The organism is Bacillota bacterium, assembly GCA_040754315.1.
Classification (GTDB): Bacteria; Bacillota; Sulfobacillia; order DUSP01; family JBFMCS01; genus JBFMCS01.
The window spans coordinates 1-13,990 of the sequence record JBFMCS010000036.1 but is presented as its reverse complement, the minus strand read 5'-3'; the positions used below and the strand labels follow the sequence as shown (position 1 = coordinate 13,990).

12 protein-coding genes are annotated in these 13,990 nt (G+C 58.1%); 7 read left to right on the top strand and 5 right to left on the bottom strand.

Annotated elements, in window-relative coordinates:
- Window positions 1–41: 41 nt before the first annotated feature.
- The 5 genes from AB1576_07110 to AB1576_07090 form a co-directional block, all read right to left on the bottom strand.
- Window positions 42–179, bottom strand: coding sequence for a hypothetical protein (locus tag AB1576_07110; protein MEW6081528.1), 138 nt, complete (start codon window positions 177–179; stop codon window positions 42–44).
- Between the two features lie 102 nt (window positions 180–281).
- Window positions 282–1,145 carry an aminotransferase class IV gene (locus tag AB1576_07105; protein ID MEW6081527.1) on the bottom strand — a complete coding sequence of 288 codons (864 nt, stop codon included), beginning with the start codon at window positions 1,143–1,145 and terminating at the stop codon, window positions 282–284.
- Window positions 1,146–1,163: 18 nt separating this feature from the next.
- Entirely contained in the window at window positions 1,164–2,597 is a 1,434-nt protein-coding gene (pabB, locus tag AB1576_07100; GenBank protein ID MEW6081526.1) for an aminodeoxychorismate synthase component I, read from the bottom strand.
- Between the two features lie 13 nt (window positions 2,598–2,610).
- Complete coding sequence (locus AB1576_07095; protein MEW6081525.1) at window positions 2,611–3,183, bottom strand: aminodeoxychorismate/anthranilate synthase component II; 573 nt, start codon at window positions 3,181–3,183, stop codon at window positions 2,611–2,613.
- A gap of 24 nt (window positions 3,184–3,207) precedes the next feature.
- Complete coding sequence (locus tag AB1576_07090; protein MEW6081524.1) at window positions 3,208–3,837, bottom strand: transposase; 630 nt, start codon at window positions 3,835–3,837, stop codon at window positions 3,208–3,210.
- A 180-nt stretch (window positions 3,838–4,017) separates the two neighbouring features.
- Between AB1576_07090 and ahcY the strand changes: the two genes are divergently transcribed.
- The 7 genes from ahcY (at window position 4,018) to AB1576_07055 (ending at window position 13,479) form a co-directional block, all read left to right on the top strand.
- The gene (ahcY, locus tag AB1576_07085; protein MEW6081523.1) at window positions 4,018–5,253 is read left to right on the top strand and encodes an adenosylhomocysteinase; all 1,236 of its coding nucleotides are present in this window, start codon (window positions 4,018–4,020) and stop codon (window positions 5,251–5,253) included.
- Window positions 5,254–5,276: 23 nt separating this feature from the next.
- Window positions 5,277–5,813: a macro domain-containing protein gene (locus AB1576_07080; protein MEW6081522.1), complete on the top strand. Its 537-nt coding sequence runs from the start codon at window positions 5,277–5,279 to the stop codon at window positions 5,811–5,813.
- 495 nt (window positions 5,814–6,308) lie between these two features.
- Window positions 6,309–9,500, top strand: a complete 3,192-nt coding sequence (carB, locus tag AB1576_07075; protein ID MEW6081521.1) for a carbamoyl-phosphate synthase large subunit — start codon at window positions 6,309–6,311, stop codon at window positions 9,498–9,500.
- A 25-nt stretch (window positions 9,501–9,525) separates the two neighbouring features.
- The gene (argC, locus tag AB1576_07070; GenBank protein ID MEW6081520.1) at window positions 9,526–10,563 is read left to right on the top strand and encodes an N-acetyl-gamma-glutamyl-phosphate reductase; all 1,038 of its coding nucleotides are present in this window, start codon (window positions 9,526–9,528) and stop codon (window positions 10,561–10,563) included.
- Between the two features lie 20 nt (window positions 10,564–10,583).
- Window positions 10,584–11,432, top strand: a complete 849-nt coding sequence (argB, locus tag AB1576_07065; GenBank protein MEW6081519.1) for an acetylglutamate kinase — start codon at window positions 10,584–10,586, stop codon at window positions 11,430–11,432.
- Between the two features lie 455 nt (window positions 11,433–11,887).
- A complete protein-coding gene (locus AB1576_07060; protein ID MEW6081518.1) occupies window positions 11,888–12,748 on the top strand; it encodes a nucleotidyltransferase in 861 nt (286 codons plus the stop codon).
- Between the two features lie 5 nt (window positions 12,749–12,753).
- On the top strand, window positions 12,754–13,479 hold the full coding sequence (locus AB1576_07055) for a hypothetical protein (GenBank protein ID MEW6081517.1): 726 nt from the start codon (window positions 12,754–12,756) through the stop codon (window positions 13,477–13,479).
- Window positions 13,480–13,990: the final 511 nt, after the last annotated feature.

Here is a 13,990-nt window from a genome sequence, read left to right as displayed (position 1 = left end):
ACACCCATTTAAGCATAGGCCTTTCTGTGAGGGTTTCATCCTCAGGAGTTTCCCCCTTGAAGGCGCCGCAGGATTCGCTTGGCCTCCCGCTGCACACGCACAGCCTCCTCCAGGGTTTCCCGAGACGCTGCCTCCCTGTGAAGGTACTGCCAGTCTGCCTCCGGATAGCGCGCGGCCATTAGCCTCACTGCCCACTCGAATGAGGATAGGTCACTGGATGGTTAAGGCAGTAGGAAAATGAAGCATGGGCAAATTTGCAGTCCCCTAAAAAGACACTGTTTCTAAGCGGGGGAGAGCTGTAGTTGCCTCCTGTATTCAGTTTCAATGTGGCGGGTAAGGGGGCCGGGCGTGCCGTCTCCTACCGGACTGGCGTCCACGCTGACCAGCGGCATGACACCGAGCAGGGAGTTGGTCAGGAACGCTTCGTCAGCTTCCTGCAGAATAGCCGGGGCAAGTGACCGCTCCAGTGCCCGGAGGCAAAGCTGCGGGCAGAGCGTCAGGATTTTGGCGCGGACAATGCCGGGCAGGGCTCCGTCCGTGACTGGCGGGGTCAGTACCTTGCCGCCGCAGACTAGAAACAGGTTGGCGGTCGCAGATTCGCACAAATTACCGGCGGTGTTCAGCAACAGGGCCTCGTCGGCGCCGGCCGCGGCCGCTTCCCGGCGCGCCAGCACGTTGTCCAGGAAATTGGTTGTTTTGTGCCGGGCCAGGGGAGAATGCTCATTGCGACGTGTAGCAGCGGCGATGACGGCCCGGAAGCCGCGCTGATAAAGGTCAGCACTGTATGGCGGACCGGAACGACAGGTGATGGTGATGTTTAAAACGCTGTTTTGGGCGGCCAGCAAGCCATTGCTTGCGGCCGGTGAAACAGTAAGCCGGAGTGCTCCCTCTTGCAGGGAGTTTTTGTTTATCAGCAGGCTGACAGCTGCGGCCAGTTGTTCCGCGGGCGGCAGAGCATACCCGAGGAAAGCGGCGGAAGCGGTGAGCCGGGCCAGGTGTTCCGCCAGGAAAACGGGACGGCCCTCCAGAACCAGGATTGTTTCGAAAAGACCGTCCCCCAGCAGGTAAGAACGGTCGCCCGCCGGCAGCGCGCAGTCCTTTGGTGGAAGCAGCCGGCCGTTGAAATAATAAAATGATTCCTGCATTTGCCGGCACCACTCCTGTTAAATTTCTTCCTCCGGGAAACGGTCAACGCCCAGGCTTTTCAGCATGCCCCGCGCTTTGTGCAGTGTTTCTTCGTATTCCAGGCGGGGGTCGGAGTCGGCGACAATGCCGCCGCCCACCTGCAGGTAAACATGGTCGCCCTTATTGACCATGGTGCGGATAGCAATGTTTAGGTCGGCCCGTCCGTCAAAGCCGAGGTAACCAATAGCCCCGGTATAGACGCCGCGGCGCACCGGCTCCAGCTCTTCGATTATTTCCATGGCCCGGATCTTGGGCGCTCCGGTAATGGAGCCGCCCGGGAATGTACTTTTCAGCAGGTCGACCACGTCTTTACCCGGAGCCAGCGCCCCGCACACCGTGGAAACGAGATGGAAAACGGTGGCGTATTCCTCCAGGGTAAGCAGCTCCGGCACTCGGACCGTCCCGTAGGAGCAAACCCGGCCTAGGTCGTTCCGCTCCAGGTCAACAATCATGACCAGCTCGGCGCGGTCCTTTTCGCTTGCCAGCAGTTCCCGCCGCCTTTCCCGGTCTTCCTCCGCTGTCCGGCCCCGTGGCCTGGTTCCCTTGATCGGGCGCGTCTCCACCTGCCCGTCTCTCAGCAGCAGGAACCTTTCCGGTGAGGAAGAAAGCAGCCGCAGGTCATCGCTGCAATCAAGATAGGCGGCAAAGGGCGCCGGACTGGCCTGCCGCAGGCGGCGGTACAGCTGGTAGGGCGTTGTTTTCAGCGGAGCGGAAAAGCGCTGTGTCACGTTCACCTGGTAAATATCTCCGGCTGCGATATATTCCTTGGCCTTCAGCACCGCTTGCCGGTAAGCGGACTCTGTAAAACAGCGGCTGATTTCCCCCGCCGATACCTTCGGCCCAAGCCAGGGGTCGCTGTCTGGAGCCGTGCCGGCGGCCACGATACGCCCGGCCAGCTCATCAAGGTCCGCCAGGGCTTTGGCTTTCGCAGTTGCGCCTGCCAGCGGCAGCCCGGTGGCCGAGAGGTAAAGACGGTGCGCTTCGTGGTCAATCACCAGTACACGGTCATAAAAGCCCAGACAAATGTCAGGTACGTTGAGGTCATCGGCGGTCAGGTCCGGCAATTTTTCAGTCATTCTCCCCAGGTCGTAGGAAAAAAAGCCTACCGCGCCGGCCAGAAACGGCAACTCTCCCGGCTCTGTCCGAAAACGGGCCAGCAATTCGCGCAGCATCCGGAAAGGACGCTCCCGGAAAGAGGTTAAACGTCCACTTTCCTCCACCAGAGCCGTGTTGCCGTAAGTCTTAAAGTACAGAAACGGGTTGCTGCCCATAAAGGAAAAGCGTCCCATCCTGCCGCCGGGCAGGCTGCTGTCCAGCCAGAAAGAGCAGTAGTCGGCCAAAAACAAAGAAAACAGTTGTTCAGGAGCAAGCAACAAGGGAAGCTCCCGGACAAGCGGTTTAGGCAACGACAAGGAAACAGCCTCCTTAACCCTTAAACGCGAGAAAGTTGGCAAGCAGCTCCATCCCGTGCGCGGTGAGAATTGATTCCGGATGGAACTGTACCCCTTCCAGGCAGGGAATGGATTTGTGCCGGAGCCCCATGATTTCACCGGCCTCTGTTTCGGCAGTTATTTCCAGGCAGTCCGGCAGGGTGCCCCGCTCTACCAGCAGGGAGTGATAGCGTGTGGCGACAAAAGGCGACGGCAACCCGGCAAACACGCCCTGACCATCATGATGGATAGGTGAGGTTTTGCCGTGAACCAGCCGTTCGGCCCTGACGATGCGGCCCCCGTAAGCCTGTCCCAGGCACTGGTGGCCAAGACAGATGCCCAGGATGGGAACTTTTCCTGCACAGGTCCGGATTACCTCCGTGGATATGCCGGCGTCGTCAGGCGTGCCGGGGCCGGGGGAAATGATAATCTGCCTGGGGGCAAGATGCAGCACCTCCTCATCTGTCAGGCGGTTGTTGCGGAAGACGCGGACAGCGGCACCAAGCTCGCCGAGGAACTGAACGAGGTTGTAGGTAAACGAGTCATAGTTGTCAATTACGAGAAGCATCAGAGCCTGGTTTACCAAACCTACCTAAACCGCAAGTTTGGAAGGCCGCCTCTCTTCGGCCAATTTTGACGCTTCATCCAGGATTGCTCCGAAAAGTCTTACATCCCGTCCACGCCCGTTTAGACTGTCCGTGAACCCACTCCGGCCAGTATGGATTCTTAACGCTTCCGCCTCAATGTTAAAGGCGGCATTCCAATCTCTGCCTGCGGTGTAACCGCACTCACAAACAAATGTTCGGTCATTCAGTGTCAAGTCATCCTTAATAGTCCCACACTTAAGACACAGGCTACTTGACGGAAAGAACCGGTCAACTTTCACCAAGACGCCGCCGTACCACTCGCTCTTGTATCGTAGCTGCCTATGAATCTCGCCAAACCCCGCGTCTGCAATAGAGAGCGCCAGACGATGATTCCTCAACATCCCGGCCACATTGAGGTTTTCAACGCCTACAACGCGGTAGGTACGGGCAATCTCGGTCGTCATCTTGTGTTGGTAGTTTAGTCTTTGATTCGCAATGCGCCGGTGAAACCTTGCCAGTTTCTTCTTGGTGCGTTGCCATCCTCCCTCCGGGATAGGAAGCGCTTGAAGGCTAGGCCATCCTTGGGGCAGAGCCTCCCGCACGAAGGACACCTTCGTCCCCTGGCAAAGAGCCATCTTGCCACCCCCACACCGGTAACACCCCTCAAGCGAACACTTCTGGCCTGAGCCCCCCAGGACCTTCGTGTGGAGGAAATGAAATGCCCGTGTCGAAGCCCACTTCGTGGCTGGGAATGCGTGGCGGTTCCCGGCGGAAGACTAGTGGCGCTGCTTTTGCTCACAAAAAGGGGTGTTACTATGGATCTACTGGTCAAGGGCGAGGGTCGCATTGAGTGGGCTGCCCGGCGGATGCCGGTGCTATCAGCCATCAGGCACCGCTTTGCTGAGGAGAGGCCCCTGGAGGGTATTAGGCTGGGGGCTTGTCTTCACGTGACCACCGAGACGGCTAACTTGATGCTGGCACTCAAGGACGGTGGGGCCCAGGTTGCGCTATGCGCGTCAAACCCCCTGAGTACTCAGGACGATGTGGCCCTGGCCCTCAGAGAGAGTTTCTCCATTGAGGTCCACGCCCAAAGGGGTGTGGACAACAACACCTACTACCGGCACGTGCGGGCTGTGGCCTCCACGAAACCCCACGTCACCATGGATGACGGCGCCGACTTGGTGGCCGCGCTTCACGGTGAGACGTCCCAGTGGTCCTCGGAGGTCATGGCAGGCACGGAAGAGACCACCACGGGTGTCAACCGCCTTCGGGCCATGGCCGAGGACGGAGCCCTGCGCTACCCCATAATCGCCGTGAACGACGCCCTCACCAAGCATATGTTCGACAACCGGTACGGCACAGGGCAGTCCACCATAGACGGCATCCTGAGGGCCACCAACATCCTGCTGGCTGGCAGGGTCTTCGTGGTGGCAGGGTACGGCTGGTGCGGCAAGGGCCTTGCGTCCAGGGCCCGCGGCATGGGTGCCCGGGTTATGGTGGTTGAGGCAGACCCGTTACGGGCGCTGGAGGCAGCCATGGACGGATACCAGGTGGGTTCGATGGAAGAGGCGGCATCTGTGGGGGATGTCTTCGTTACCGTCACAGGGAACAGGGGCGTGATTGACACCCGCCACTTTGGCCTTATGAAGGACGGTGCCATACTGGCCAATTCCGGGCACTTCGATGTGGAGATAGATGTAGAGGCCCTCGCTGGAGTGGCCCGGCGGTCTCCTGGGGTCAGGGAGGGTGTGTCTGAGTACGAGATGCCTGATGGCAGGCGCCTGTATGTGCTGGGTGATGGGAGGCTCATAAACCTGGCGGCCGCCGAGGGGCACCCGGCCGAGGTCATGGACATGAGTTTCGCCAACCAGGCGCTCGCTGTGGAGTGGTTGGTGAAGGAGAGGCCCGCCCTGGAGAATAGGGTATATGGTGTGCCCCTGGAGATTGACCGGGAGGTCGCCCGGCTCAAGATGCTGGCCATGGGCATGAGGGTCGAAGAACTTACGGAATCTCAGCGGGAGTACATGGGTTCCTGGAAGATGGGCACGTAAAGGCCTGTGGGGGGGCTGTTCGCTTGGAAGGGAAGACATTCAGGTCAGGCCCTCTAGAGATCCAGGTGGGAGTTGGCGATCTTACAGAAGCTGATGTGGATGCCATTGTTAACGCTGCCAACAACCACCTCTGGATGGGTGGCGGTGTGGCGGGGGCCATCAAGCGTAAGGGTGGGACCGAGATCGAACGGGAGGCGGTCTCAAAGGGCCCCATAGCTGTGGGTGACGCCGTGGCAACGGGAGCTGGCGCTCTGAAGGCACGGCATGTGATCCACGCAGTTACCATGGGCGAGGATCTCAGAACAAGCGAGGAGTACATCAGGAGATCCACCCGGGCAAGCCTGGAGAGGGCTGTGGAGCTGGGTGTCGGCAGCATTGCCTTTCCGGCGCTGGGAACTGGAGTTGGAGGGTTTTCACTGGAGGAGGCGGGCCGGGTGATGCTGGAGGAGATCATCGGCTTTTCTGACCCAGGTCCCCTGAAGCGAGTGGTGATACTGCTATTCGACTCCAATGCATACCTGAGCTTTATGGGCCTTTGCCCCCAAAAACCTACCCCCTAGTGAGGTAGGATGGAAAGGGCTCACCCGAAAAGGCGCCACAGGTTGCCCGAAAGAGTGGAGTATTCGGCCGGGAATGCAGGCTTCAACAGCTTAAGCGTATCTACGATGAGTAGTAGATTGCCACTCACCAGCGGAGAGGCTGTCGTTTGGAGTAAAGTAGATCAGGATAAAGGTTTTTGGTAGGAGGGAGGGAGACCCACAACTGGGAATGGGCGAGTTTGAACTCAAAACGCACCCAGGAGGGGTCTCTCAAGAGGTTCAGCCATCCTTGGTAACATTAACGTTTTGGGTACTGCTTCTGAAGGACCCGGGGATTGTCCAGGTCCTCCAACCAAGGGTTCGCACAACCGGGCCGGAATTCACAGAGGCAGGAATTCATAGAAACAGTTGCATGATTATACACAGATAGTTATAATCATGAACAGGGCGGCAAGTCTCGGGGAACCTCCCCTGAGAGGCCGCCTTTTTGATAGGGACAGGGGGAGGAATGAAGGCTTGAATCTGGACAAGGTCATGGTGATTGGGTCTGGCCCCATCGTAATAGGCCAGGCGGCGGAGTTTGACTACGCTGGCACCCAAGCCTGCGCTGCCCTGAGGGAGGAAGGCATCAAGGTCGTCCTTCATAACTCAAACCCGGCTACCATCATGACGGACACCGGTGTGGCCGACCGCGTCTACCTTGAGCCTTTAAACTGCCAGTACGCAGAGGCTATCATCGCCAGGGAGAGGCCCCAGGGCTTGCTCGCTACCCTAGGCGGCCAGACAGGGCTCAACCTGGCGGTAGAACTGGCTAAGAAGGGGGTCCTGGAGAGATACGGGGTGAGCCTCCTGGGAACACCCCTGGATGCCATAGTCCGGGGTGAGGACAGGGAGGCCTTCCGGGACACCATGCGTGACTTGGGACAGCCAGTCCCTCCCAGCGAGATATGTACATCTGTCGAGGCTGTGCTCGATGCGGCTGGTTCCATAGGCCTTCCCGTTGTGGTGCGCCCCGCCTATACCCTGGGGGGCACAGGGGGAGGCTTGGCCAGGGACCCCCAGGAACTACGGCGCCTTGCCGCGCGGGGCCTCAGGGCAAGCCCAACCCGGCAGGTGCTTGTGGAGAAGAGCCTGGTTGGCCACAAGGAGATAGAATACGAGGTCATGAGGGATGGCAAGGGCAACTGCGTCGCTGTGTGCAACATAGAGAACCTGGATCCCATGGGGGTACATACCGGGGACAGCATAGTGGTGGCCCCGAGCCAGACCCTGTCCGATGGAGAGCACCAGATGCTGCGATCTGCGGCCTTTGCCATCATCAGTGACCTCGGAATAGAGGGTGGCTGCAACGTCCAGTTTGCCCTGAACCCCCATGGCTCAGACTACCACGTGATTGAGGTGAACCCCAGGGTAAGCAGGTCCAGCGCCCTGGCTTCCAAGGCCACGGGTTACCCCATCGCCAAGGTGGCCACGAAGATCGCCATTGGGTATGCCCTGGACGAGATCCCAAACCCCGTAACCGGTACCACCTGCGCGGGTTTCGAGCCAGCCTTGGATTATGTGGTGCTAAAGGTCCCACGATGGCCCTTTGACAAGTTCCCCACCGCGGACAGGACCTTGGGGACCCAGATGAAGGCCACGGGAGAGGTCATGGCCATAGGACGCGGCTTCGAGCCTGCGCTTCTGAAGGCGCTGAGGTCCCTGGAGGGCAGCGGGGCCGACCTGTTCCACCCAGATGAGGCCTCCTGGACCACCCAGGGGATCCTAAAGCGAATCGAGGTTGCCGATGACGAGCGCCTGTGGCTCCTGGCGGCAGCATTTCGCAGGGGCTTAGGCGTGGATGAGGTCTCAAGGAGGACCGGCATCGACCCTTTCTTCCTGTGGAAGATACGGCGGATCACCATGGCGGAGGCCAAGATAAGCCCGGGGCTGCCTGACCCCGAGACTCTCCTGGAGGCGAAGCGCCTGGGCTTCTCCGACGCCACCCTTGCCAGGCTTGCGGGCCTCACGGAGACCAGCATTCGCCTTCTCAGGGAGAACCTCCAGTTAAGGCCGGTCTACAAGATGGTCGATACTTGCGCGGCGGAGTTCGAGGCGGTGACTCCTTACTTCTACTCTGCCTACGAGACGGAGGATGAGGCCCAGGACCCTGAGGGCGGGAGCGTCTTGGTGCTGGGATCGGGGCCCATCCGCATAGGTCAGGGCATTGAGTTTGATTACTGCTCTGTGCATGCCGTCTGGTCGCTGCAGCGCCAGGGGATCAGGGCGGTCATCATCAACAACAACCCCGAAACCGTAAGTACTGACTACAATGTAGCCGACCGCCTGTACTTCGAGCCTCTGACCGTTGAGGACATACTGGCGGTGTGCCGGAAGGAGCGTCCTCGGGGAGTCATAGTGCAGTGCGGCGGGCAGACCGCCATCAACCTGGCGGCTCCTTTAGACCAGGCCGGGATTAGGATCCTGGGAACACCGGTGGAGCATGTGGATCTCGCCGAGGACCGGGAGCGCTTTCACAGCCTTCTCCAGGAATTGGAGGTTCCCACGCCCCCTGGAGGAACAGGACGTTCCCCCGGGGAGGCCCTGGCCATAGCTGAAAAGATTGGCTACCCTGTGGTGGTTAGGCCCTCCTACGTGCTGGGGGGGCGTGCCATGGAGATCGTGCGCGGGCCCGGAGAACTTGCCGGGTATATGGGGAGGGCTGCCAGGGTGTCTCCACACCACCCTGTACTGGTGGATCGCTACATCCCTGGTCTTGAGGTGGAGGTGGACGCCATCGGGGACGGCGAAGATGTGCTGGTGATCGGGGTCATGGAGCACCTGGAGAGGGCCGGGGTTCACTCAGGGGACAGTATCACCGTGTATCCCGCACAGAGCCTGCCAAGTGTCCACATGGACACGATCCTGCACTACACCAAGGTTATATCCAGTGCGCTTTCCATCCTTGGATTCATAAACCTGCAATTCGTGGTGTATAGTGGGGTGGTTTACGTCCTGGAGGCAAACCCCCGGGCAAGCCGGACAGTACCCTTCTTGAGCAAGGCAACCGGCCTTAAAGCGGTGGATGTGGCTGTCAGGGTCATGCTGGGAGAGACCCTGAGGAATCAAGGGCTCTCCCCCGGGGTGTGGCCCTCCCCCGGGGATGTCTACGTCAAGGCGCCCGTTTTCTCCTTTGCCAAGCTGGGAAGGGTCGACCCCCACGTGGGGCCCGAGATGAAATCCACGGGTGAAGTCATGGGGCGGGGAAAGGACTTTCCCACGGCTCTCTTCAAGGCCCTCCTCGGGGCCAATGTCGGGCTGGAGCCTGGCGGCTCTGTGTTCGCGGCGACGGCCGGCAAGGACAAGGGAGATGCGATACGGATCCTGGAGGGGTTTTCGTCCCTGGGGTTTCGCGTGAAGGCCGCGGGTAATACTGCCATGGCGCTGCGATCGGCGGGAGTCCAGGTTGAGGAACTGCGTAAAGAGGGGGAGGAACCGGGTTCTGTGCTCCACTGCATTTCCCAGGGAAGCATAGACCTGGCCATCATCACCCCCACCAAGGGCATGAACCATGAAACCCATGGCTACCGCTGGCGCAGGGCGGCCGCAGAGATGGGAATCCCGTGCCTTACCTCCTTGGATACTGCCCGGGGCCTTCTTGACGCGGTCAAGGGAGTGCAAACAGGCTTGCATAAAGATGCAATTACGCCTATATTAATGAGTAAGTGACTAGTCCCAGGGGAGGGAGTCATGCATGCTGAAGGCAAGTGTAATTGGGGCCACGGGTTACGCCGGCCAGGAACTGGTGAGGATCCTTTCGGTGCACCCTGGGGTTAGGCTCTGCCACCTGGCATCGGAATCCTATGCGGGGGTGTCCATGGGCCAGGTGTATCCCCACCTGAACCGCAAGGTTACCATGGAGTGCGAGACACCTGATATAGAGGTGATTGGCCGGGATTCGGATGTGGTGTTCTTCTGTCTCCCGCCGGGGCACGCCATGGAGATTGTGCCCAAGGTGCTCGAGGCTGGGGCCCGTGTGGTCGATCTTGGCGCAGACTTCCGCCTGAAGGACCCAGAGATGTTCCGCAAGTGGTATGGTGAGACCCACGCATGCCCTCACCTTCTCGATGAGGCCGAGTACGGGCTGCCTGAACTCCACAGGGATGACATCGGGGGGCGCCGGCTCGTGGCAAACCCAGGCTGCTATCCCACGGCAGCGATTCTAGGCGTGGCGCCACTGCTGAAGGCGGGACTGCTAGACGGCCGGCCCATGGTTATAGACGCCAAGTCCGGCGTATCGGGGGCCGGCAGAGCCCTGTCCCTTCAGGTTCACTTCTCTGAGGTCAACGAGAACATGACGCCCTACGGGGTGGGGGGGCACCGCCACCTGCCAGAGATGATCCAGGAGATGGGTTTCATCGCGGGCCGCCCTGTGAGTGCGTGCTTCACTCCCCACATTGCCCCGGTGACCAGGGGCATCCTCTGCACCATCTACATCCAGTGCTCCAGGGATCTCTCCCAGGAAGAGGCGACTGAGATCTACATGAGCTTCTACAAGGGGGAGCCCTTTGTTGAGGTGCTTAATGGCAGCCTGCCCAGCACGAAACACGTGCTGGGGTCGAACAACTGCCACGTAGCAGTAAGGGTTGACGAGAACACTGGGATGCTCATCGTCATCGCTGCCATAGACAACCTTGTCAAAGGAGCGGCCGGCCAGGCAGTGCAGAACATGAATATCCTCTTTGGACTGGCGGAGTGCGCTGGGCTGAAGGCCATTTCCATCTTCCCATGACATCACTGGAGGTTACACCCATGGGTGCTGTGTTTCCAGGGGCCACCCCCTCAGGGGAGGCCCCTGGATCCCTTGGAGCCGGGTACGGAGGCATTGTGGTGGTGAAGTACGGGGGGCACGCCATGGTGAGTGAAGCCCTGAAGGCTGCTATGGCGGAGGATCTCACGGCCCTGTGGAGGGCAGGAGTGCGCCTGGCGGTGGTGCATGGCGGCGGCCCGGTAATCGGGCGGGCATTGCAGCAAGCGGGCATTGAAGGCCGTTTCATAGATGGCCTCAGGGTTACGGACATGGCCGTCCTGGAGGTGGTGGAGCGGGCATTGGACCAGGTGAACTCGGACCTTGTATCCCTCATAAGGGCGGCTGGGGCAAGGGCTGTGGGTCTTAAGGGTAACCACGGGCTCACCTGCGCCCGAAGACACCCCATCCCGGGACTGGGGTATGTTGGTGAGGTAGAGGCAATTGACCGGGAGGTATTTGAAGCAAGAACAGTGGGAGGGCACATCGGCGTGGTGTCTCCCATGGGAAGAGGCCGTGACGGGCACACCTACAACATCAATGCCGATACGGTTGGCGGGGCGCTGGCTATGGCCTTGAAGGCGGACAGGCTAGTCATGCTCACTGATGTTCCGGGTGTAGCGGGGGACAGAGAGCGGCTCAGGATCCTGCCGGCACTCGACGCTGGGGGGATCCGGGACCTCACAGCAAGGGGGATTATCTGCGGTGGGATGCTGCCCAAGGCCGAGGCTGCCTTGCGTGCCCTGGAGGGAGGAGTCCCAAGGGTGGACATAGTTGACGGGAGGAGGGAGCACGCCCTCTTAAGGGCGCTGGCCGAAGAGGGTTACGGTACCGCCATCAACCGGGATAAGTAAGGGGCACCCACCTTGAATTGGCGAGAGATAGATAGCACATCATGTCATGAGTACCTATCGAAGAGCGCCAGTAGTGTCCGGTAGAATGGTGTAAAAAGCGAAGCAGAGGGTTTATCCACCCTTCTCATGATACCGGTTCTCTTGAGCAACAGAACCACCCCATTTCGTCTTACTTCTACGCCCAGATACTACCAACTATGCCAGTACGTGTCAAACGGATGGAAGTCTGGTGTATAGGAGGAAGGGGAACCTCATGGCGGTAGCGAATAATGGAAAAGCTTGCTGTAATTCCCACTCACACCACTACCCCGCAACATCCCTAATAGCCCAATGAGCAATGGCAGCTTAAGCATGGCCAGATCCGTATTCGTCATACGTTACGTCCTCGTAAAGGCGGTGGCTGGTTAGGCAATTCACGTCAACTGGCAAGAGTGCGTACGGAGGAGGTGAGAAAAATGGGAATTCCAGAATCTCAATTGGAGACTTGGTCTCACCAAGGTGCAGTATCTACTGCTAAGAGTACCCATGAGTCTATACGAAATGCTCTGAGTTCCTACGAATGGCCAGATAGCGTTGAATACGAAGTCTACCTTCAGGGCTCGTATAAAAACAGCACCAACATTCGCGGGGACATGGATGTCGATTTGGTGGCTCAGCTTAACTCGACTTTCTACAGCAACCTGTCTGAGAAGCAAAAAGACGATCTGGGACTATCCCCGGCCTCCTATGATTGGCCTGATTTCAACCTCGATGTGCTACAAGCTCTAAAAGATTGCTATAGCGCACAGACTATCACTGAAGGAAACAAGTGCATCAAAGTGAAAGGTGGAAGTGGACGCTTGCCCGCAGATGTTGTCGTATGCGCCCGATATCTGAACTATAAGAACCTCTCCGTGTGTGTAGAAGGGATGACTTTTTGGACCCGCAACGAACATCGACAAGTCATAAACTATCCCAAAATTCACCTTGCCAATGGCATCAAGAAACACCAGAACACCACCAACAGGTATAAACCCACGGTGAGGATGTTCAAGAATGCACGAAACTATCTTGAAACCCACAACCATATTTCGCCTGATTTGGCGCCATCGTACTTCTTGGAGTGCCTACTCTACAATGTCTCCGACTCCAACTTTAGCAGCAGCTGCCAGGACACCTTCTACAATGCCGTGAATTTTCTCAACGGCGTTGATTATGAAGCCTTTGTCGCGCAGAATGAGCAGTTGGCGCTGTTCGGCAATACTCCTGAACAATGGTCAGTGTCCAGCGCCAGAAACCTTGTACGGGCCCTGATACAACTTTGGAATGACTGGTGAAGAATATGCATCCATACGCCACCGATTCCAAGGAAAGAATGGTAGTACCTCTTTATATTGCCGTGACGAGTGTCCTGCTATCGTGGGGAGTCAGCACACTCTTGGTAGTCACACACGTGAGTCCCCCATGGTGGTTTGGTGCACCATCAGTCATAGGATTCTATGGCCTGTTCTATGGGCTTTTCGACAGGTATATCTGGAAATGCCTGCTGGCCCGAACGATTAGGCTGGTCCAGACCCCCGACCTCAACGGTACTTGGCATGGGCATTGCACCTCTTCGTTTGATGACCATGCTGCAAAGAAGGATGCTACTCTCACTATACGACAGACTTGGACCGGAATAAGTGTGCAGCTAGAGACTGCCCGCTCCAAGTCTACTAGCTCAATTGCAGGAGTGCTTCTAGAAAGTGCCACTGGTGTCCTCCTCTGCTACGAATACTTGAACGAGCCATTAGCGACCGCCGGACACACAATGCACACGCATCGAGGGGCTGCTAGACTTTACGTTCGAGGTGGTGGAAGGCTCTTGGAAGGAGATTACTATACTGGCAGAGACAGGCAGACGGTCGGTGTTCTGAAGTTTGAACGCGCCATCCGCGGCGAAACTACGGTCAGAAATGGCGTTAATCAAGTTGCGAGGTCCCGTGAGATAGAGAGTAAATCGGTCGAAGAAACCCTGGAAACATTCAGTCGACCCCTTGGCCAGCATTTTTCTCTTGGCATATACTAACCTTACCAACAGGGAGCATGGCTCAGGCCTCCTCGAAGGGTTATTATGGTTAACAACAACTCCTTTCGAGGTCAGAGCCCATGCTCCTCTGTAGTTACAATAATTGGAAGCAAAAACGCAAAAGTTCACTGAGTCAAGGAACGGATTGTTGAATCACTTACCCGTCCTAGCGATCTTACTCCCCGATTTCGCACTTTCCTGGAGTTAATTAGCCAAGAAGACAGAATATACAACCGAGATGTGAAGCAAGGGCTGTATGAGGCTGGAGTCGGGAGCGATATCGGCCAAAGTGGTCGCTACCTTAGCAATATCTCACAATTTCTTACCAAGAAATCAAATCCCCATCTCAGGCAGGCAATCGAATTTGAAACGGGTGGCACCTATGTGTCAAGGCCGGTTGCAAAACTCCCCAAATGGCCGATTAAAAAGTTCCGGTACTGACCGTAGTAAGGCCACATCCCTGACGGCGTGAGTCAGTCTGCCGGCGCCACCTCCTTTGCTGCTGGCACTG

What these genes read in the sequence shown, in the direction of transcription:
- AB1576_07110 (MEW6081528.1), bottom strand. Translation starts at nt 179, where the DNA reads ATGGCCGCGCGCTATCCGGAGGCAGACTGGCAGTACCTTCACAGGGAG.
- AB1576_07105 (MEW6081527.1), bottom strand. Translation starts at nt 1,145, where the DNA reads ATGCAGGAATCATTTTATTATTTCAACGGCCGGCTGCTTCCACCAAAG.
- AB1576_07095 (MEW6081525.1), bottom strand. Translation starts at nt 3,183, where the DNA reads ATGCTTCTCGTAATTGACAACTATGACTCGTTTACCTACAACCTCGTT.
- AB1576_07090 (MEW6081524.1), bottom strand. Translation starts at nt 3,837, where the DNA reads ATGGCTCTTTGCCAGGGGACGAAGGTGTCCTTCGTGCGGGAGGCTCTG.
- ahcY (MEW6081523.1), top strand. Translation starts at nt 4,018, where the DNA reads ATGGATCTACTGGTCAAGGGCGAGGGTCGCATTGAGTGGGCTGCCCGG.
- argC (MEW6081520.1), top strand. Translation starts at nt 9,526, where the DNA reads ATGCTGAAGGCAAGTGTAATTGGGGCCACGGGTTACGCCGGCCAGGAA.
- argB (MEW6081519.1), top strand. Translation starts at nt 10,584, where the DNA reads ATGGGTGCTGTGTTTCCAGGGGCCACCCCCTCAGGGGAGGCCCCTGGA.
- AB1576_07060 (MEW6081518.1), top strand. Translation starts at nt 11,888, where the DNA reads ATGGGAATTCCAGAATCTCAATTGGAGACTTGGTCTCACCAAGGTGCA.
- AB1576_07055 (MEW6081517.1), top strand. Translation starts at nt 12,754, where the DNA reads ATGCATCCATACGCCACCGATTCCAAGGAAAGAATGGTAGTACCTCTT.